The organism is uncultured Sphingosinicella sp. (genome assembly GCF_963974575.1).
GTDB lineage: Bacteria > Pseudomonadota > Alphaproteobacteria > Sphingomonadales > Sphingomonadaceae > Sphingosinicella.
Genome location: NZ_CAXBBQ010000007.1, coordinates 213,294 through 230,566, shown reverse-complemented (window position 1 = coordinate 230,566; position 17,273 = coordinate 213,294). Strand labels below are relative to the sequence as shown.

18 protein-coding genes are annotated in these 17,273 nt (G+C 61.9%); 9 read left to right on the top strand and 9 right to left on the bottom strand.

Going from position 1 to position 17,273, the window contains the following annotated elements:
• Positions 1 to 22: 22 nt before the first annotated feature.
• On the bottom strand, positions 23 to 1,123 hold the full coding sequence (locus AAC014_RS14610) for a TonB-dependent receptor plug domain-containing protein (RefSeq protein ID WP_339709777.1): 1,101 nt from the start codon (positions 1,121 to 1,123) through the stop codon (positions 23 to 25).
• A gap of 321 nt (positions 1,124 to 1,444) precedes the next feature.
• Between AAC014_RS14610 and AAC014_RS14605 the strand changes: the two genes are divergently transcribed.
• Both AAC014_RS14605 and AAC014_RS14600 read left to right on the top strand, forming a co-directional pair.
• Positions 1,445 to 2,206 (top strand): TetR/AcrR family transcriptional regulator, encoded by a 762-nt coding sequence (locus AAC014_RS14605; RefSeq protein WP_339709775.1) that lies wholly within the window; start codon positions 1,445 to 1,447, stop codon positions 2,204 to 2,206.
• An 83-nt stretch (positions 2,207 to 2,289) separates the two neighbouring features.
• A complete protein-coding gene (locus AAC014_RS14600; protein ID WP_339709773.1) occupies positions 2,290 to 4,176 on the top strand; it encodes an amidase family protein in 1,887 nt (628 codons plus the stop codon).
• A gap of 6 nt (positions 4,177 to 4,182) precedes the next feature.
• Here AAC014_RS14600 and AAC014_RS14595 read toward each other — a convergent pair whose 3' ends face one another.
• The 5 genes from AAC014_RS14595 to AAC014_RS14575 all read right to left on the bottom strand — a co-directional run bounded on the left by AAC014_RS14595 (position 4,183) and on the right by AAC014_RS14575 (position 9,440).
• Positions 4,183 to 5,763 (bottom strand): serine hydrolase domain-containing protein, encoded by a 1,581-nt coding sequence (locus AAC014_RS14595; RefSeq protein ID WP_339709771.1) that lies wholly within the window; start codon positions 5,761 to 5,763, stop codon positions 4,183 to 4,185.
• The gene (locus AAC014_RS14590) at positions 5,760 to 7,286 is read right to left on the bottom strand and encodes an amidohydrolase family protein (RefSeq protein ID WP_339709769.1); all 1,527 of its coding nucleotides are present in this window, start codon (positions 7,284 to 7,286) and stop codon (positions 5,760 to 5,762) included. The genes AAC014_RS14595 and AAC014_RS14590 overlap by 4 nt, the downstream gene beginning before the upstream one ends.
• A gap of 171 nt (positions 7,287 to 7,457) precedes the next feature.
• The gene (locus AAC014_RS14585) at positions 7,458 to 8,249 is read right to left on the bottom strand and encodes a DNA-binding domain-containing protein (protein WP_339709766.1); all 792 of its coding nucleotides are present in this window, start codon (positions 8,247 to 8,249) and stop codon (positions 7,458 to 7,460) included.
• The gene (locus AAC014_RS14580) at positions 8,246 to 9,070 is read right to left on the bottom strand and encodes a DUF692 domain-containing protein (protein ID WP_339709798.1); all 825 of its coding nucleotides are present in this window, start codon (positions 9,068 to 9,070) and stop codon (positions 8,246 to 8,248) included. Before AAC014_RS14580 ends, AAC014_RS14585 begins: the two co-directional genes overlap by 4 nt.
• An 85-nt stretch (positions 9,071 to 9,155) precedes the next feature.
• Positions 9,156 to 9,440 carry a hypothetical protein gene (locus tag AAC014_RS14575; protein ID WP_339709764.1) on the bottom strand — a complete coding sequence of 95 codons (285 nt, stop codon included), beginning with the start codon at positions 9,438 to 9,440 and terminating at the stop codon, positions 9,156 to 9,158.
• Between the two features lie 191 nt (positions 9,441 to 9,631).
• On the opposite strand from AAC014_RS14575, the gene AAC014_RS14570 reads away from it, so the two are divergent.
• From AAC014_RS14570 to AAC014_RS14555, 4 genes are read left to right on the top strand one after another with little or no spacing between them, the layout of a single operon-like run.
• The gene (locus AAC014_RS14570) at positions 9,632 to 9,916 is read left to right on the top strand and encodes a DUF2282 domain-containing protein (protein ID WP_339709761.1); all 285 of its coding nucleotides are present in this window, start codon (positions 9,632 to 9,634) and stop codon (positions 9,914 to 9,916) included.
• Between the two features lie 4 nt (positions 9,917 to 9,920).
• Positions 9,921 to 10,376 (top strand): DoxX family protein, encoded by a 456-nt coding sequence (locus AAC014_RS14565; protein WP_339709758.1) that lies wholly within the window; start codon positions 9,921 to 9,923, stop codon positions 10,374 to 10,376.
• Positions 10,373 to 10,900, top strand: a complete 528-nt coding sequence (locus AAC014_RS14560; RefSeq protein WP_339709756.1) for a sigma-70 family RNA polymerase sigma factor — start codon at positions 10,373 to 10,375, stop codon at positions 10,898 to 10,900. Before AAC014_RS14565 ends, AAC014_RS14560 begins: the two co-directional genes overlap by 4 nt.
• A 2-nt stretch (positions 10,901 to 10,902) precedes the next feature.
• Entirely contained in the window at positions 10,903 to 11,547 is a 645-nt protein-coding gene (locus tag AAC014_RS14555; RefSeq protein WP_339709754.1) for a DUF1109 domain-containing protein, read from the top strand.
• A gap of 68 nt (positions 11,548 to 11,615) precedes the next feature.
• On the opposite strand, the gene AAC014_RS14550 is transcribed toward AAC014_RS14555, so the two are convergent.
• The 3 genes from AAC014_RS14550 to AAC014_RS14540 are packed head-to-tail and all read right to left on the bottom strand — an operon-like array spanning position 11,616 to position 13,398.
• Positions 11,616 to 12,395, bottom strand: coding sequence for a hydroxyacylglutathione hydrolase C-terminal domain-containing protein (locus AAC014_RS14550; RefSeq protein ID WP_339709752.1), 780 nt, complete (start codon positions 12,393 to 12,395; stop codon positions 11,616 to 11,618).
• Positions 12,395 to 12,841, bottom strand: coding sequence for an SRPBCC family protein (locus tag AAC014_RS14545; RefSeq protein WP_339709750.1), 447 nt, complete (start codon positions 12,839 to 12,841; stop codon positions 12,395 to 12,397). The genes AAC014_RS14550 and AAC014_RS14545 overlap by 1 nt, the downstream gene beginning before the upstream one ends.
• 2 nt (positions 12,842 to 12,843) lie before the next feature.
• Entirely contained in the window at positions 12,844 to 13,398 is a 555-nt protein-coding gene (locus AAC014_RS14540; RefSeq protein WP_339709747.1) for an AsnC family transcriptional regulator, read from the bottom strand.
• Between the two features lie 194 nt (positions 13,399 to 13,592).
• Between AAC014_RS14540 and AAC014_RS14535 the strand changes: the two genes are divergently transcribed.
• The 3 genes from AAC014_RS14535 to AAC014_RS14525 are packed head-to-tail and all read left to right on the top strand — an operon-like array spanning position 13,593 to position 17,271.
• The gene (locus AAC014_RS14535; protein ID WP_339709744.1) at positions 13,593 to 14,582 is read left to right on the top strand and encodes a Rieske 2Fe-2S domain-containing protein; all 990 of its coding nucleotides are present in this window, start codon (positions 13,593 to 13,595) and stop codon (positions 14,580 to 14,582) included.
• A 21-nt stretch (positions 14,583 to 14,603) separates the two neighbouring features.
• Positions 14,604 to 15,041 (top strand): hypothetical protein, encoded by a 438-nt coding sequence (locus tag AAC014_RS14530; RefSeq protein WP_339709741.1) that lies wholly within the window; start codon positions 14,604 to 14,606, stop codon positions 15,039 to 15,041.
• A 37-nt stretch (positions 15,042 to 15,078) separates the two neighbouring features.
• On the top strand, positions 15,079 to 17,271 hold the full coding sequence (locus tag AAC014_RS14525; protein WP_339709738.1) for a TonB-dependent receptor: 2,193 nt from the start codon (positions 15,079 to 15,081) through the stop codon (positions 17,269 to 17,271).
• Positions 17,272 to 17,273: the final 2 nt, after the last annotated feature.

The following is a 17,273-nucleotide window of genomic DNA, read 5'->3' as shown; positions in this document are numbered from 1 at the left end:
AAAATAGCCGAAACTCTCACTTTCAAAGCGGACCAGTTTTCAGGGGGAAGGCCACGACCACATAGTCGAAATCTTCGCCGCGATCCGATACGTACCGCGCTTCAACGAACCAGTTGTCCTGCTCGCTCTGGCGAACAGCACCGCCGGTTCCCACGAAAGGCGAAAACCCGGTGCGTGAATCGACGTCCATCGACCGGAAGCTGACGATATTGGTGAATGTCCCCTCCCCAACACGCCAGTTAAGCGTCTGATAGAGATGAAGGACATCACGCTTGACGCCGTGCTCGCTTGAATAGACGAGAGCGCCTTCATTTTCGCCGGGAGGCGTCGTCCGGGAGCTGAGGATGATCGCCGCAGGCTGATCCGCATCGAGCCATTCGGCTGTCCACGTCACATCGATATCGTCGTTGACGAGCAGCTTGGCCTGACCGCGCAGCCCTGCTGAATGCACGGCATCGAGCTGGTCGCCCGTCACCGACGAGACGGCCTTGCCACCGTCTTGATCGATGAGGAAGCCGTTGATCCGGACGAAGAACTTGTCCGCGATAATCGGCACGTTGATCGTACCGCGATATTCCTGCCGATCGAAGTTCGCCGCTGTAAACGCGAAGCGCCCTTCGATCTTGTTCACCGGCTGATTGGTAATGACGTTGATCGCCCCGCCGATCGCGTTTCGGCCATAAAGACCGCCCTGCGGTCCCTTCAGGATTTCGAGACGTGCGAGATCGGTGAATTCGTCGAGGCCGACGACGGACGACCCGATGTAAACGCCATCCTTGTAAAGACCGTACCCCGGCTCTTCCACGTCGGTAAGACGCACGACGCCGCGAATGGCAATGCTGCCCGAGAAGGAATCGTTCTGGAAATCGTCGAAATCGACGTTCGCCGCATACTGCAGTGCATCCTCAAGACTGTTGACGCGCAAATCTTCGAGAAATTTTTCGGAAAATGCCGCGATGGACATCGGCACCTCGAGCAGCGTTTCCTCGCGCTTGCGGGCCGTGACGATCAGCACGTCGTCCTGATGGGCCGCTGCTTCCGCAGCATACGCCGATACGACAGGCATACCCAGCATACTCGTTGCCAGCAGCGTCCCGCACACACCCATTTTCAGCTTCTGCATACGTTTTACCCCCCTTTCGCTGCGATCTCTGTGAATCGCGGACCATTATCAATCGAATCAAGTTTATCCTTGATTTCAAGTTTATACTTGGTTTTTTTGCCGTTCAAAGAGGTGATTTTTACGTTCAATTACCGTTAGTTAGAAAATATACGGTTTCCGTAAGCGCGGATTCTCGCTGAAAAATGGCGTGCTTAGCGGCCGGCGAGGCAGGCTCGACGTGCGACGCGCTCATTTTGATTTTGTCGGGACGTTGCGTATTGAGGCAGGTGCAGGAACGGGGCACCCCCGGCGATCGGGATCTTTGGGGCAGAACAGGCGACTATGGCCAAACCGGGTACGACGACGGCGACGACACCTCTCCCTCAACGCAAAAGGCGCAAGAACGCGCGCGAGACGAGCCCCGAGCCGCCGAGCACGGAGCGCGGCAAGATCGCGCGCGAGAAGTTCAAGAAGGCGACCGCGAAACTCCTTGAAAGCAAGAGCTATCGCGAGCTGACGCTTGCGGACATCGTCCGCACCGCAAAATTCAACATCGCGACCTTCTATTACTATTTCAAAGACAAGCAGAGCATCGTGCGGGAGGTCATCCAGGATCTCTTCCCCCATGATTCCCTCGTCGCCGAATACCGCAGCAACAGCGTCGCGCTGGACGAGCTCTTCGGTATCATCTTCGAAACCACCAAGGGCCAGACCATGGCCTATTCGCAGCACCCCGGCCTCATGCGCAGCATTGCGCAGCTCGCGGACGACGAGCCGGAGCTTGCGGAAATCCTCTACAAGCGCGACCAGATGTGGACGGAGCTGATTGCCGAAGACATTCTGCTGCGCTTTTCCGAGAACGCCATGAAACCCGAATTCGCCCGGGCGCTTGCGGAATTGCTGAACGGAAACGTGAAATCGTTTCTCACCGATATGTATGTTATCAGGAAGCCGTCGCTGACGCAGACCTTCAAGTCGGAAGAGGATGTCGCGCGGTTTCTAGCGATCTTCTGGTGGCGCGCGCTGTTCCTCAGCAACCCGCAGTCGTCCGACCTGGGGCCGTTCGACGAATTCAGCCGCCTGATGCAAACCACGCTTGAATAGCCCCTGGCCAATAAGCATGGGCCGCAGGGCGTGACATGGCGAACGCGCGCGGTATCGTCGATGCTGAAAGGGGAAACATCCGCATGACGATCGCCAGACTGAATGCGCTCACCTGTGCCGGTATGCTGCTGCTGGTGACGGCAATACCCGCCGCCGCAGACGCGGATCGCCTCGTGTTCGAAACGTCGATCCCCGAATTGCAGGAGGCGATGGCCGAGGGCAAGACTACGTCCCGCCAGCTCGTTGAGGCGTATCTCGCGCGTATAGCGGCATACGATCAGCGCGGCCCAAGGCTGAACGCGGTCATCACGCTCAACCCGCAAGCGCTCGAAAACGCGACCCGCATGGATCGCGAGCGCGCCGAAAAAGGCCCGCGCGGGCCGCTTCACGGTATCCCGGTTCTTATAAAGGACAATTTCGCCGTCACCGGGCTTCCCACGTCTGATGGCACGCTGGCGCTGGCGACATACATTGCCACGACCGACGCCTTTCAGGTGCGCCGCCTGCGCGCGGCGGGCGCGATCATTCTCGGCAAAACGACGATGCACGAACTTGCCATGAGCGTGATCACCGTCTCTTCGCTGAGCGGCGAAACCCGCAATCCTTATGATCCCCGCCGCACGCCCGGCGGCTCGAGCGGCGGCACGGGGGCAAGCATCGGCGCGAGTTTCGCGGCGGCGGGCATGGGGAGCGACACCTGCGGATCGATCCGCATCCCAGCCGCCTATCAAAGCCTGTTCGGAATGCGCGGCACGTCCGGGCTTTCCAGTCGATCGGGCGTCGTCCCCCTCTCCTCGACGCAGGATGAAGCCGGGCCGCTCGCGCGGACGGTCACCGATCTCGCGATCATGCTCGACGCCACCGTCGGCGCCGATCCGGATGATCCCATTACGAAGGCGATGGCTGAAAGGCCCGCTCCCGCCTATCGGGAGGGGCTAAAGCCGGGAGGATTGAAGGGCGCACGCATCGGGGTTCTACAGACCCTGTTGGCACCCGAGAAGATGGACGCGGCCATGCACGACAAGACGCTCGCAGCGCTTGAAGCCATGAAAGCGGAAGGCGCCGAGATCATCAATCTCACGATTCCGGATTTCGAGCCCACGATGAGGGCGGCGAGCGTGATCGCGTATGAATTCGCGCGCGACTTTGCCGCCTATCTTGCGCGGCATCCGGGCGCACCGATCGCCTCAGCCTCGGACATCGCTGGCAAGGGCCTCGTTCACGAAGCCGTGGATGCAAGGGTAAAACAGCGCAGCGCAGCCGCAACACAAGACGAGAAGGCCTACGCCGAGGCTCTCGCCAAACGGGCCGTTGCGCGACGCGTGATTCTGGATGCGATGGCGGCAGCGGGTGTCGATGTGCTTGCCTATCCTACATCCCTGCAGCCGCCTCCGCTTCGGGGCGCCGAGATGTTCGGCGTGGGCACCTGCACGATAAGCGCAGTCACTGGTCTCCCGGCCCTCTCGGTTCCGCTCGGGCTCAGCATCAACGCGCTTCCCGTTGGGCTCGACTTGCTCGGCAAGCCGTTTGAGGAGGCAAAACTGCTGAACCTCGCCTATGGCTGGGAACAGGCCGCCCACCCGCGCACGCCGCCGTTCAGCACGCCCCCGCTTGCGAACGGAAAGGCACCGGCACCATCGCGTTTCAAGGTGCGAACTCTGGGAGACGGGCCGCGCGCCGATGTCGCCTTCATGTACGACCCGCTCAACGCCACACTACGCTACGACGCCCGCCTCGATCGTCTTGGAAACGACGCGCCTGTCGCGCTCACGCTGCAGCGTACCGAAGACGGAAAGCCCAGCGCCATCATCACCAATCTACTGCGACCGGGCCAGCGAAAGGCGAAGGGCGAGTTGCAACTCGATACCCGCGCCCGCGCCGACATCGCCGCTGGGCGCCTGTACCTAAGACTATTCACGCGCGCGCATCCGCTCGGCCGAGAAGAAGCGCCGATACCGCCGCAGCGGTGATCGCGATCAGGGTGTCCGCGTAAATTCCACCGCCCAGGCCCGGCTGTCACCATATGTGAGCCCGCTCACTGCGCCGGACGCATCGCGCACGAAGCGAATGGTCGCATATTTGCTGGTGAACACGTCCGTGAACGCCGGCTTCAGCGGCTGCGCGGCAAGGCCGGGACGCCCCGTTGTCGCAATGGACAGCCCTCCGTCCGGTGCTGCGCGAACCACCATGCAGAACGGATTGTCAGCGCCGCAATACCGACCCGCGAAGGGCGTGGGATCGACCATCTCAACCGGCTCCACACGCCGATAGCGTAGTCTTTCTCCATTAGCCTCGACGACGAGATCATTCCTGCGGCCGAATACGAAATCCGTGCCGGACAGGCTCCACCGGCCCGGCGCGACCGGATCGAGCGCCTTACCATCAATGCGCAGACCGCCCTCGGCGTCCGCGACGATGGAGATAGGCGCCCCCGTGACCTCGCTCACGTAGAGACCGGCGGGCAGCTTACCGGAAGGCTTATAGACAGGCATCGGCGCCAGGCCTGAGAGATAGTGATCGGCAACGCTGTGCCCGATCGCGACAGGTTCGACATCGCCGGCATTGCACAGAAGGGCAATGGAGAGGCGCTGTGCCGGGTAGCGTGCGAGCCATGCCCGATAACCCCCTGTCGCCCCCGAATGGGCGACCTCATCGATCCCCCGGTGCTTGTCGACAAGCAGTCCCGAAGCGTAAACGATCCGCGTCCCGTCCGTGAGAACACCGACACGCTCCATCGCAGCGCGGAAGCCCACCCCCAATCGATCGGCATCCAGTGCGGCATTCCATGCAAGCAGATCTTTCACCGTCGTCAGCAGGCCGCCGTTGCCGTGCGCATCCTCGATCGGTTGATCGATCACATAGGTGTCGCCTTCGCGCGCATAGGCCGTGGCCCGTCCTGGAACCAGAGTCCGATAGCGTTCGCGCCACTGCGTGCTGGTCATCCCCAGCGGATCGAAGATGCGCGCCTTGGTGAATGCCGCAAAACTCTGGCCGCTCACACGCGCCACAATAATCGCGGCCAGATTGAAGTTGGTGTTGGAATAACTGTAGTGGGCGCCGGGCGCATAATTCAGCCCTTTCTGACGCGCGGCAATGGCCAGCACATCATCATTGTTAGCGCTCCGGCTGTTGCGCGGCCAGCCTTCCATGGCGCTGATCGATCCCCAGTCCCGCAGGCCGCTGGTGTGCTGTATCAGATGCTCGATCGTGATAGGCGTGCCGTAATCGGGCATCTCCGGCAGATATTTGCGGATATCGTCTGAAAGCGCCAGCGTGCCGTCCCGCGCCAGCAGAACGATCGCCGCTGCCGTGAACTGCTTGGAGATCGAACCGGCTTCGTAAATGCTGCTTGGCTGCGCACGAACCCGCTCCTCGATATCCGCCATGCCATAGGCGCGCTCCAGAACGGTCTTGCCGTCCTTCTCCACACCGACCGCGCATCCCGGAACACTCTCGCCCGTGTAGCGCGCGAAGACGGCATCGATACCGTCGTTTGGCTGTGCCAACGCAGGAAAGGCTGTCACCGAGACCAAAAAGGCGGTTGCGATCGTCTTCATTGGGCTGCTCCTCCGCGAATTGCATGGCCGGGGCGGGCGGACGCAATCAGCTTGCCCTCCCGGATAACGAATGTGCCGCCCACAAGAACGTGGTGCATTCCCTTCGCGGGCTCGGCCGGCTTTTCATAGGTCGCGGTCGCGCCAACCGTCGCAGGATCGAAGACGACGATGTCAGCGTCCATTCCGATACCGATCCGCCCTTTGCGTTTCATGCCGGGCGCAACGGGCTCCAGAAGCTGCGCCGGGAGAAGCGTCGAACGACGGATCGCATCGGCAAGGCTGAGCAAATGCCGCTCACGAACATATTCACCAAGAACCTTCGTGAACGTCGCGGCCGAACGGGGATGCCCCGCAATGCCCGCCGGCAGCGGCCAGACTGCTTCGGTCACGATCCGGTCCTTTACGGAATAGCGCACCGCATCACTTGCGATAATCCCGTCTTCAGGAACGAGTGCCTGTTCGATCAGCTTTCGCTCCGCGTCGATTGCCTCGTTAAGATAATGGACGATGATCCGTTCCTGCGGATTCGCCTTGCGCAGCTCCGCAAGACGTGCGTTCGTTGCGGGCCGCTCGCCGGTGGCGATGACCTCTATGTTTTGCGGCCCGATGTCGAGCAGAGGCAGGTTTTCCGGTGCAAGAAATGGGGCGCCGATGGAAGTCGAGCCTGCGCCCCAGGGGTAGGCCTCGCTTGTCACGGGAATGCCATAGGCGCGCGCCTTGGCAATCATGCCGGTGAGACGCGGAATGTCGCGCAGGCCCGAACTGTTGATATGGCAAAGATGCATGTGCGCGCCGGTGGTTGCGGCCGTGGCGATCACTTCCCCGAACGCTTCGAGCGCACTGTCTGGATCGCGTCCGTTCTTGGTGCGAACATGGGTAAATACCGGCACCCCGCGCTTTGCGGCGAGCGACGCCACCTCCCAGTATTCGGTTCGGTTGGTTTGGGTGGAATAGCCAACCGGCGTCCCGACGCCGAGGCCCCCGGCATCGAGCCCTTCCGACACCCGCTGAAGAATCGTCCCGATTTCCGCATCCGTCGCAAGATCCTTCGCGCGGGCGCCCATCAGCTCCCGCCGGATTCCCGACCAGGCAACCGAATAGCCGTAATTGATCGGCCGCCCCTCTTGGGCCGCAGTACGATAAGCAACGGCGACCGGCCACGCGCCGGTTTCAAGTTCGAGCGCAGTTGTAACGCCATCAAACGCTTGCAGCCACCCGTTCGGAATGGTCACGCCGTGCGAATGGACGTCGATGAAGCCAGGCGCCACGACCAGCCCGTCAGCGTCGATCGTGACACGGCCTGAAAGCTTTTCCGCCGACACGGCAACAACGCGCCCTTCGGCAATCGCCACGTTCCGAACCGCATCGAGACCACTTTCGGGATCGATTACCCGCCCGCCACGGATAACAACATCGTATGCAGGATTTGCGGCGAGCGACGTCGCGGGCAACGCGCCGACCAGGACCACCGAAAGGATCGCGCCCAAGATCCGCAGCCGCTGCTTGTTTCCACCCATGTTCATCGCTGTCCCATTTCCCCTGCCCCGGACATTCGCCAGAACATTCTAGAGCCCGGACAGATGCTGGCTTCCTCAAAATCCGCTATTCACCATAGCCACGGGCTATAGCCATCGGGCCGCGTGCGGCATTCGCCGGTCTCCCCACATTCTGGATATGTAACGGAGGTGGCGCGATCAGAGAGGCGGCTGGGGTTCAGGAACTGCGGCCAAGCGACTGACGATCCCCTGTGCGATCCAAAAGCCGAGTGTACGTCCGGCCTCCTCGATGCCGCGAGCGCCAAGGCGCTGGACGAACGCCTCGCACATATCGCCGAAAGTGCCGCCGTTCCCCATCAGCTGAAAACCGGCGGCCTCCTCAGCCGTCAGTAGTCGAAACCGTGGAGCAAGTCCCTGTCGCCAGACAAGGAGGGTTCGCGGTTCATTCAATAGAACATCGGCTGACAGGTTTTCATCAGCGGTGATTGCGGCCCAGATCGCCCCGCAATCGGTCTGTATCCGCCTTGAACGCATTCCGCTCACAAATGAAAGACGGAACGAGGCCCATGCCTCTTCCGTGAAGTCGTTCGAGAGCGCGGCAAAGCCTGCCGCATCGAGAACCGGCTCGTCGGCGGCGGTGAAGACCTGCTGCATTTGCCATTCGAGCCAGGTCAGCTCCGCGACCTCCGGGTCGTTGGGAAAGAGCTGTTCCAGCGTTTCATCGAAGCCCGCGCCGGCGTCGTCGAGCGTCCAGCTTCGCGGCGGCTTCACAATGAGGTGGTGCGCCGCGGCGGCATCGAAACTCTCGTCTCCGATCCACGTCCACGTCTTCTCGAAACTCATACGAAGACATTGGATCAGGCGCGAGCGATAGGCATTCCGATAGACTGCGAGGCCCACGCGCTGGACCGGATTCCAATCCTCGAACGTCACCTCCCCGGCGCCTGTCACGGCGGCGTAGAAACGCCGTTGGAGATCGATCAGAGTCACGCTGCGTACCGTGCGTCGTGCCCTGAAAGCCGGCGCGCGATATCGAGTTCGCTCAGCAGCACGTCTATCGGCGGTATCGCATCATCGCGCTCAATCATGGTGGCAAGCGCAGAGAAGCGTGCGCAGGCAAGCTGATAGAGCGCCCACACGTCGGCGCACACCGGCGTGTCGTGCGTGTCGATCAGCACGTCCTGACCCTCGCTATGACCCGCAAGATGGATCTGGCGTACCGTGGCGGCGGGAATCCCTTCGAGATATGCGAGCGGATCGAATCCGTGATTGACGCTGCTGACGTAGATATTGTTGACGTCGAGCAGCAGGAAGCAGCCGGTGCGTTCGCACATCGCGGCGAGAAACTGCCACTCCGTCATGCCGGCGTCGAAGGCGACATAGCTGGACGGGTTTTCGAACAGCAGTGGACGTTCGAGAGCGTCCTGCGCACTTAGAATGTTGCTGCACACGACATCCAGCGCCTCTTCGGTGTAGGGCAGCGGTAACAGGTCGTGCGTGTTGCGGCCGTTCACGCCAGTCCAACACAGGTGATCGGACACCCAGAGGGGCTTCACCCGGTTGGCCAACCGTTTGAGGCACGCAAGATATTCAGCATCGAGGCCTTCGGTCGATCCAATCGACATCGATACGCCGTGCATCGCCACCGGATAGCGCTCGCGAATGGCATCGAGCGTGAAGAGCGGACGCCCGCCGTCCACCATGAAGTTTTCGGAAATGATCTCGACGAAATCGACCGGAACGGCACCGGTCAGATAATCGGCGTAGTGATCCTTGCGAAGACCGAGGCCGAAGCCATTGAAGGGTTGGATTGTCGTCACGATGGGCGTCCTGAAACAAAGAGAATGGGGCGATCCGGTCGCGGGGGGCGTGCGCCGGATCGCCCCGGAGGGCGCGTCAGCCGATATCGCCGATCATGCCGCCCTTGCTCAGGCACTGGTCAGCCTTCATTGCCTTGAAGCCCTGGCCCTTGCAGCTGTTGTGTCCCTTGCATTCGTGCACGGTAGTTTTGCAGTCGGCGCTGCCTTTGCAGCTGTTTACACCGTAGCAGTGCACCATGTCGGCACCCGAGACAGCCGCGCCGCTGCTGCCGGCAGGCGCCGTCGCAGCGGAGGCCAGCGTCGAAAGAGCGAACAGGGCTGCAGCCGATGCGATGCCGGCTCCCTTCAGTGCGATGGACATCAGATAAATCTCCCAATGAGGTGCGCCGGATTGGCTACCGTTCATTCGTGCGCGCGCTCCGAAAGGTTACAGCGGCAGTCGCAAGTTTTTATTTTCGTCTTGTGTAACGCTTGGCGCTCTTCGCCCGAACTTGCAGTCAGACCGCCACATGGACGGCGGCGCTGATTTCAACCCTTATGGGAGACAAGATGATGGCACGCGAAACCCTTACCCCCCTGGTCGCAACCTTGCTTGCGGCAGCCGTGACGGCCGGAATGACGAATGCTGCGCAGGCGGAAACGAAGAAGCCCGCGATGGAAAAGTGCTATGGCGTCGCGAAAGCCGGCCAGAACGATTGCGCCGCCGGACCCGGCACGAGCTGCGCAGGCACGTCGAGCGTCGATTATCAGGGAAATGCATGGAAGCTGGTGAAGGCGGGAACGTGCCTGACGATCAAGACGCCGAAGGGCAGCGGCTCGCTGACGCCCAAGGCGTAAACCGATGGTCGCGCTTCACACAGGCTGGGAGCGGGTTACGGCCCTGCTCTCCAGCCGCGCGGCGGAAGCGGCGCCGCTGCTGCTCGCGCGTTTCGCGCTTGCCGGTGTATTCTGGCGATCGGGACGCGCGAAAATTGAAGACGGCAGCTGGTTTTCGATCAGCGATGCGACCTATTATCTGTTTCGTGAGGAATATACCCGTGTCCCGCTGCCATCCGATCTTGCCGCCATTGCGGCTGCATCGGCCGAGCATATCTTTCCCGTGCTGCTCGTTGTCGGCCTCGGTGTTCGCCTGTCGGCGCTCGGGCTGCTCGGCATGACGATGGTGATCCAGCTGTTCGTCTACCCGGAAGCTTGGTGGCCGGTGCATTCCCTGTGGGCCGCGCTCGCGCTCGTCCTCATCGCGAGGGGCGGCGGCGTGCTGTCGCTTGACGCGCTTTTCAGCCGACTCGCGCGGTGAAGGCGGACGATGCCAGCCTCTCGCGCCTGATGGCGCTGGCGCAGCGGGGTGATCGCCCGGCTTACGCTGCGCTTCTGAAGGCTTGCTCGGCCTGGCTCGGCCGCTATTTCGCCCGCCGCACCGCGCCGTGCCATCTTGACGATCTCGTGCAGGAAACGCTGATATCGATGCACGGCAAGCTGGCAAGTTACGATCCGTCGCGTCCATTCCTGCCCTGGCTTGCGGCGATCGCACGATATCGCTGGGTCGATCATCTTCGGAAGGTATATCGCGCCGCCGAGGTCGGGCTCGATGAAGACGTGTCCGTCGCCGGTGGCCAGGAGAGTGTCGCCGCAAGGCTCAGCCTCGACGGCCTGCTGGCCTGTCTGCCACCTTCCCAGGCGCAGGTGATAGAGCTGGTGAGGATCGAGGGGCTCTCCGTGGCGGAAGCCGCTTCGCGGTCAGGCCAGAGCGAGGCGCTCGTCAAGGTCAATGTACACAGGGGTCTCAGGAAACTCAGCGCCCTGATTGAGGAAGCGGAATAACCATGGATCCTGATACCGACACGCTCATCGCTTCGCTGGTGGATGACCTGCGTCCGGCGCGCGTCCTGCACCGACGCTATGGGATGGGCCTGACAGCAACCGCGGCGGCCACCACGCTGGCCATCGTCGCGGTCATTTTCGGGTTCCGGGGAGACATTTCCGTAGGGCACTTTGAAACCCTGTTCCTGATCGCCAACGGCCTGTTCCTCATCCTGGGCGTCGCCTGCGCGGCAACCGTGGTTGCGATGGGGAATCCGCAGGTCGGGAGCCGGCACTTCGGATGGCGGTGGGTGGCCGCAGCCGCCTGTTTGCTGCCTCTGTCCGCGATCATCATCCTCGTGTCGGGGACCGAAGCCCCTCCTGGCTCACTGATATCCGTTCACGAGATGGATTGTATCTTTGCGGGTGTGGGCCTCGGGCTGCTCACAGCCGTAGCGCTTGTCTTCTGGTTGCGGCGGGGTGCGCCGACCTCACCCGAACGCGCGGGACTTCTCGTGGGAGTTGCGTCGGGATGCATCGGGATTTTCGCGTTCGCATTTCACTGTTCGTCGAACACGATCTATCACGTCGGGCTGTGGCACAGCGCGCCCGTTCTCATCAGCGCCCTGCTCGGCAGGGTGTTGGTTCCACGGCTTGTGCGGTGGTGACGCGTGCACGCGGCGCACAGCGGATCACACCCGCCCCGGCTTTTGCCTATCATCTGTCGGCCTTCCGGCTACCAATGATCGCGGCGCGCCCTGATCGCGAGGAAAACATCCGCATCTCTCACGGGAGCCCGTAGTTCCAGATTCTCGCGGACTTCACTGGAGGCGAGCCGCAGAAAGAGATTGACCGCGCGTTCTTCGCCGATGGTGGTGAAATACGGCGCGGTGTCATCCGAGGCTGCAAGCGAGGACGCCAACGCGCGCGCAGCTGCGTTGTCCGGCTCGATGGAGAGCGTGAAGGCGAGGTTGCGTTTCAGGTAATCATGCCCCGGATAAACACGCGTCTCGTCCGCAAGCAGCGCGAACACGCTGCTGACTGTCTCGTGAAGCGTTGGCGCGTGACCGCCGTAACCGCAGTTACCCACGCCCGCGCCGAACAGCGTATCGCCCGAGATAACGAAGGGCGTGCCACCCTCCTCGGTGCCGAAGAGCGCTATGCTCGCCATTGTGTGCCCCGGCACGGCGCGGACGGTCACGCTTTCATTGCCGATCGAAATCGTGTCGCCGTCAACCAGCAGGCGATCGAGCCCTTGAAGTGTGCCCGCTGCCGCGCGGGGCGCCATCACCGCCGCGCCCGTTCGCGCCTTCATCTCGGCGTTCTTGCCCGCATGGTCCCAGTGTTCGTGCGTGTTGACGATGCCGGTGATCGTCACGCCCAGCGATTCTACCTCCGCGATTATACGCGGGGTGTCGTAGGGATCGACGGCGATCGCCTCCTTCTTCGCGCCGCACACCAGAAGATAGTTGATGTGATCGAAGACATTCAGCAGCGGAATCGGAACAACACGCATTAGACGTCTCCGGCCGCCACGGCCGCATGGACGTTCGCGATGAACAGTCGATAATTTTCCTCAGATATCGCCCGCGCGTCGGCCTCCGGCATGTCGACAGGAACGAACGTCGAGCGCATCAGCAGCACGCTGGCCGAGGCGCCAGCGGGGATGATCTTCGCAAAGCCGCAATAATCCGCGAACGGCACGACGTCGCCGGTGTCGATGATGCGAAACATCATCTCCATTTCCACCTCGTCGTAATGGTCGAGGCGTTCCTTCACATAGCCGCCGCCGATATGCCCTTCGGTGCGCATCGTACGCACCATGCCGATCCCCTCGCCTTCGAATTCGATCGAGGAGACAAAACCCTCCTCGGCGCGCCGCTGGCCGTCCTCGGTCGCGAACAATTTCCAGACCCTCTCCGCCGGGGCCGCGACCCGAACCGCACGCTCGACCGTGATCATGATTATGCCTTTCCCGGGTGGGTTGGGCGACGCTCGCCCTCCAGATTCCACTGCAGCTTCATCTTGTGCACCTTCAAAACCATGCAGGTTTCGATAAGAGCGATGTCCGGCCGACCGTAGCAATGCGCCGTCAGAAAGGCGCGGTAGTGATCGTGCGACTGGTGATAGGTCGCCATGCCGAGATCGAAGCGGCCGAGCGTCGATGTCAGATAGAAGACCTCGGGAACGACGGACAAACGCGCGATCACGGCGTCGATATCGGCGCCGCCCGCCACCTTGATGAAGGTCTGCGCGTTGAAATTATAGCCGAACGCCTCGGGCATGGCTTCGGCCTGGATCGTGATGATGTTCTCGTCGATGAGCTGGCGCACACGGTTGCGCACCGTGCCTTCCGAAACGCCGAGCGCCGTCGCGATCGTCGAATAGGGCATCCGCCCGTCCTGCTGCAGTAGCGCGATGATCTGGCTGTTGAGCGCATAAACATCCCCCGCCGAGTCGAGGGGATTCGCCTGCTGCTTGTCTCGCGCATCACGCGATGCACCCCTGCGAACTGCCATCAACGGCCCTTTCCCCGGTCAGGATTTCATGTCTCCTGATACGGAAAGCGTGATGTAACCGCAACGCTGAAATGTATTTGTTACGGTTTACACGTTCAACGGCGCCATATTCTACGAATATCGTATTGACTCTGAGCCTGGGGCGAGGATATCGAAGCATCCGTACACAAATGTATCTTTCCGAGGGTGAGATGATGTCAGGCGCAATCCGGATCGCAGACCGACCGAAGCCGGAAGCAGAAGGCTTCGGGGGCGTGTTCAGCCAGACGTGGTTTCCCGTCTGCCTCTCCGAAGAGGCCGCCGGGGACGTCGTTAAAGGCTTCGACTTTCTGGGCGGCCGCGTGATCGTCGTGCGCGATGCGGACGGACGCGCGCAGGTGCTGAGCGCCTACTGCCCGCACCTCGGCGCAGATCTCTGCACGGGCGAGATGGTGGAAGGCACGGTGCGCTGCCCGTTCCATTTCTGGCGCTATGGACCGGACGGCCGCTGCGTGGCGACAGGGTCGGGCGATCCCGTTCCCCCGACGGCAAACCTTTTCGCATTCCCAACGGTCGAAAAATTCGGCTGCATCTTCGCCTTCAACGGCACCAAGCCGCTGTTCGACCTCCCCGACTTTCCGGGAGCGCCCGAAAAGCTCGTCTGGAAGATCGGCGAATACGACCGCCTGATGCCCGCGGACCCTTGGGTGATCTGCTGCAACACGCCCGACATGCAGCACATCCAGGTGGTGCACGGCATCAGCTTCGACAACGGAATGCCGCATCAGGACGTCGAATGGACGCCGCATTCGATGGTCTATCATTTCCGCGGCAAGATGCGCGATGGAACCGCAATCGAGTTTCGCGTCGGCATCTTCGGCACCAACATCTATTGGCAGGACGGCTACGTGGACGGGCGCTGGTTCGGTTTCGTCGCCCCCATGGGCCTGCCCGCACCGGGCAAATCCCGCCTGTTCTTCGCTGTCGCGGTCGGCGCGGACGATGCCGACCCTGAAGGCACGCAGGCGTTTCTGGACGCGATGTACGACATGGAAGTCCGCATCGCGACCGAAGACCTGCCGATCATCGAACGCGCCCGTTTCCGGCCCGGTACACTGACGAAGGCGGACCGGACGCTGGGGTGCTTCCTGCAGTATCTGCGCGACCATCCGCGCGCGCATCCATCCGCCGATTTCATCGGCTGACGACCTTTGGGGGAAACGCAAATGTCCGGCATCACCGACACCGATCTCGACGACATTCTGGCACTCTGCCCGCGCCTCTATGCGGCCGTGGGCTGGGATGCCGAGAAGGCGCCGGACTGGGACATCTTCCGGGCATGTTGCCACCCCGACGCGACCCTTGCCGCGCTGAGTTCCGGCGCCGCAAGCCCGATCCCGGTGGAGGTATTCATTGCCGCCATGAACGAGCAGCGGGCGACAGGCGCTCTTGCCGATTTCAGCGAAGTCGAGATCGCGCGCCACGTGGAAGCCTTCGGCAATGTCGCGGGCGTACGCAGCAGCTTCATCGCCGAGATGAACGGCGAAAGGCGCAGAGGCGTCACTTTCGCACACATCGTTCGCCACGAGGGCCGCTGGGTCATCCTGTCGGCGATCTGGGACAATGAGGGTGACGGGAAAACCATACCGGCGAGCCTGATCTGAACAGGCCGCCAAATCAAAAAAGGGAGCGGAGGGAAACATGAGGAGCAAGGTGAAGAGCACGGGCTGTTTCGTGCTGATGATGTCGACGGCATTTTCAGCGCTTTGCAGCACGGCTGCCGCGCAGGAACAGGCGCGGACGGGCGCGAGCAGCGGTGGCTTTGAGGAAATCATCGTAACGGCGCGCAAGCGCGAGGAGAACCTGCAGCAGGTTCCCGATACCGTCACGGCCTTTTCCGCAAGTGTGATCGAGGAACGCCGCCTCGAACGGATCGACGATTTCCTCGCCGTGACGCCGAACGTCCACATCACAAACGATCAGGACACGGCAACGAACAACATCTCGATCCGTGGCCTCGGCTCCAACCGCAATCAGGCAGCCGCCGTTGCGTTTTCGGTGGATGGCGTGATCCTGCCGGATGCTGATGCCTTCACGATGGACCTGAGCGATGTCGAACGGCTGGAGGTTCTGAAAGGCCCGCAAGGCGCGCTCTACGGCAAGGGCGCGATCGCCGGCGCGATCAACATCACGACGAAACGCCCGACGAACACGTTCGAGGGCGAGGCGAAACTGAGTTACGGCACGGGCGACGCATGGCGCGTGTTCGGCGCCATCAGTGGCCCGATCGTCCCCGATGTCGTGCTCGCCCGCGTAACCGTTTCGCACCGCGACAGCGACGGCACGATCAAGAACGATTTCGACGGACGCACGCTCGACCGCAATCGCCAAACGCGCGTTTCGGGCCGCATCATCATCCAGCCCACGGATGACTTCAGCATCGATCTGCGCGCCGCGCACATGGATGAGAAAGGCGGCGCACTCTGGTTCAGCCTCGTCGACGTGCTCGGCACGACGGGCGGCGAGATCACTGAAGACATGGCAGCGAGGCGACCCAATCTCGACGGCCCCTCCTCGACGGACCGCACCGTCACCGATCTTTCGATGTCACTGAATTACGATACGTCCATCGGCACGTTCACCTCGATCACGGCATGGGACAAGATCGACGTCGACTTCAGCGAAGACCTCGATATCTCGCCATTTCCGCTGGTGCCTCTTGCCCGGCAGCTTCGCGTGACAGAAAGCTGGAGCCAGGAACTCCGCCTGACCTCCCCGAGCAGCCAGCGGCTTCGCTACATCATCGGCGGCTATTACCAACATTCGAAGCGCGATGTGACGACGCTGGCATCGCTCGATCTCTGCCTGTTCGCGGGCACGTGCATCACGCCTGATGGATTTGAATCGTCGGGGGTCGTGATCGATGCGACACTTGCGAACACGCGGCTCACCTTCGATCAGTATGCCGTGTTTGGGCAGGTCAACTACGACATTCTCGAAACGCTCGAGCTGACCGCTGCACTGCGCTACGATACCAACAAGGCGAAACAGGACGACCGCCTCGCATCCGAGATCGACAAGGCCACTTTTTCGAAACTGCAGCCGAAACTGTCGGTGGCGTACAAGCCCTCGGACGACCTGACGCTTTACGCCACCTATTCGCAGGGCTTCAAAAGCGGCAGCTTCAATCCGATCGCGGCGGGATCAGCCTTCCCGCGCGTGATCGGCAAGGAGACCTCCCGCAACTACGAGATCGGCGCGAAAACCTCATGGCTCGACCGGCGCGTCATCTTCAATGTTGCCGCCTTCTACACCGAGCATCTCAACCCGCAGATCTTCCAGCTCGACGCCGTCACCTTCACGCAAGGCTCGCTCAACGCCCGCAAAGCGGCGATCAAGGGCTTCGAGTTCGAGCTTGCCGCGCGCCCGGCGAAGGGCGTCGATCTCAATGCCGCGTTCGGCTACATCGATACCGAGATCAAGGATTTCGATGGCGTGACAGACGCCTATGTCGGGCAGCAGCTTCCGAACGCGCCGAAATATACGCTGAACCTCGGCGCGCAGTACGCATACGATCTTTCGGACAGGTTGACCGCGAAAGCGCGCGTCGATTTCAATGCGCAGGGCCGGCAGTCCTTCCAGGATTTCCAGCTCCCGGCGGCGCCGAACGTGTACCTGTTCCAGAAGGCCTACTCGACGGTCGATGCGCAGATCGGCCTCGAAGGCGGGCAGTGGGCGATCAGTGTTTTCGGGAAGAACCTGCTCAAGGAGCATTATGCGACATCGGCCTTTTCACGCTATATTTTCGGGGCGGCGCTGGTGCCGCTCGCCAGCGACGCGATCCAGCCCGATCCGGGCCGCACATTCGGCGTCGAGGCACGCGTGAAATTCTGAAA

Bases quoted from the DNA above. Each gene is read 5' to 3' on its own strand.
- AAC014_RS14610 (WP_339709777.1), bottom strand. From the start codon at position 1,123: ATGCAGAAGCTGAAAATGGGTGTGTGCGGGACGCTGCTGGCAACGAGT.
- AAC014_RS14605 (WP_339709775.1), top strand. From the start codon at position 1,445: ATGGCCAAACCGGGTACGACGACGGCGACGACACCTCTCCCTCAACGC.
- AAC014_RS14550 (WP_339709752.1), bottom strand. From the start codon at position 12,395: ATGCGTGTTGTTCCGATTCCGCTGCTGAATGTCTTCGATCACATCAAC.
- AAC014_RS14535 (WP_339709744.1), top strand. From the start codon at position 13,593: ATGTCAGGCGCAATCCGGATCGCAGACCGACCGAAGCCGGAAGCAGAA.
- AAC014_RS14565 (WP_339709758.1), top strand. From the start codon at position 9,921: ATGGTCGCGCTTCACACAGGCTGGGAGCGGGTTACGGCCCTGCTCTCC.
- AAC014_RS14525 (WP_339709738.1), top strand. From the start codon at position 15,079: ATGAGGAGCAAGGTGAAGAGCACGGGCTGTTTCGTGCTGATGATGTCG.
- AAC014_RS14590 (WP_339709769.1), bottom strand. From the start codon at position 7,286: ATGAACATGGGTGGAAACAAGCAGCGGCTGCGGATCTTGGGCGCGATC.
- AAC014_RS14545 (WP_339709750.1), bottom strand. From the start codon at position 12,841: ATGATCACGGTCGAGCGTGCGGTTCGGGTCGCGGCCCCGGCGGAGAGG.
- AAC014_RS14555 (WP_339709754.1), top strand. From the start codon at position 10,903: ATGGATCCTGATACCGACACGCTCATCGCTTCGCTGGTGGATGACCTG.
- AAC014_RS14595 (WP_339709771.1), bottom strand. From the start codon at position 5,763: ATGAAGACGATCGCAACCGCCTTTTTGGTCTCGGTGACAGCCTTTCCT.
- AAC014_RS14575 (WP_339709764.1), bottom strand. From the start codon at position 9,440: ATGTCCATCGCACTGAAGGGAGCCGGCATCGCATCGGCTGCAGCCCTG.
- AAC014_RS14600 (WP_339709773.1), top strand. From the start codon at position 2,290: ATGACGATCGCCAGACTGAATGCGCTCACCTGTGCCGGTATGCTGCTG.
- AAC014_RS14570 (WP_339709761.1), top strand. From the start codon at position 9,632: ATGGCACGCGAAACCCTTACCCCCCTGGTCGCAACCTTGCTTGCGGCA.
- AAC014_RS14540 (WP_339709747.1), bottom strand. From the start codon at position 13,398: ATGGCAGTTCGCAGGGGTGCATCGCGTGATGCGCGAGACAAGCAGCAG.
- AAC014_RS14530 (WP_339709741.1), top strand. From the start codon at position 14,604: ATGTCCGGCATCACCGACACCGATCTCGACGACATTCTGGCACTCTGC.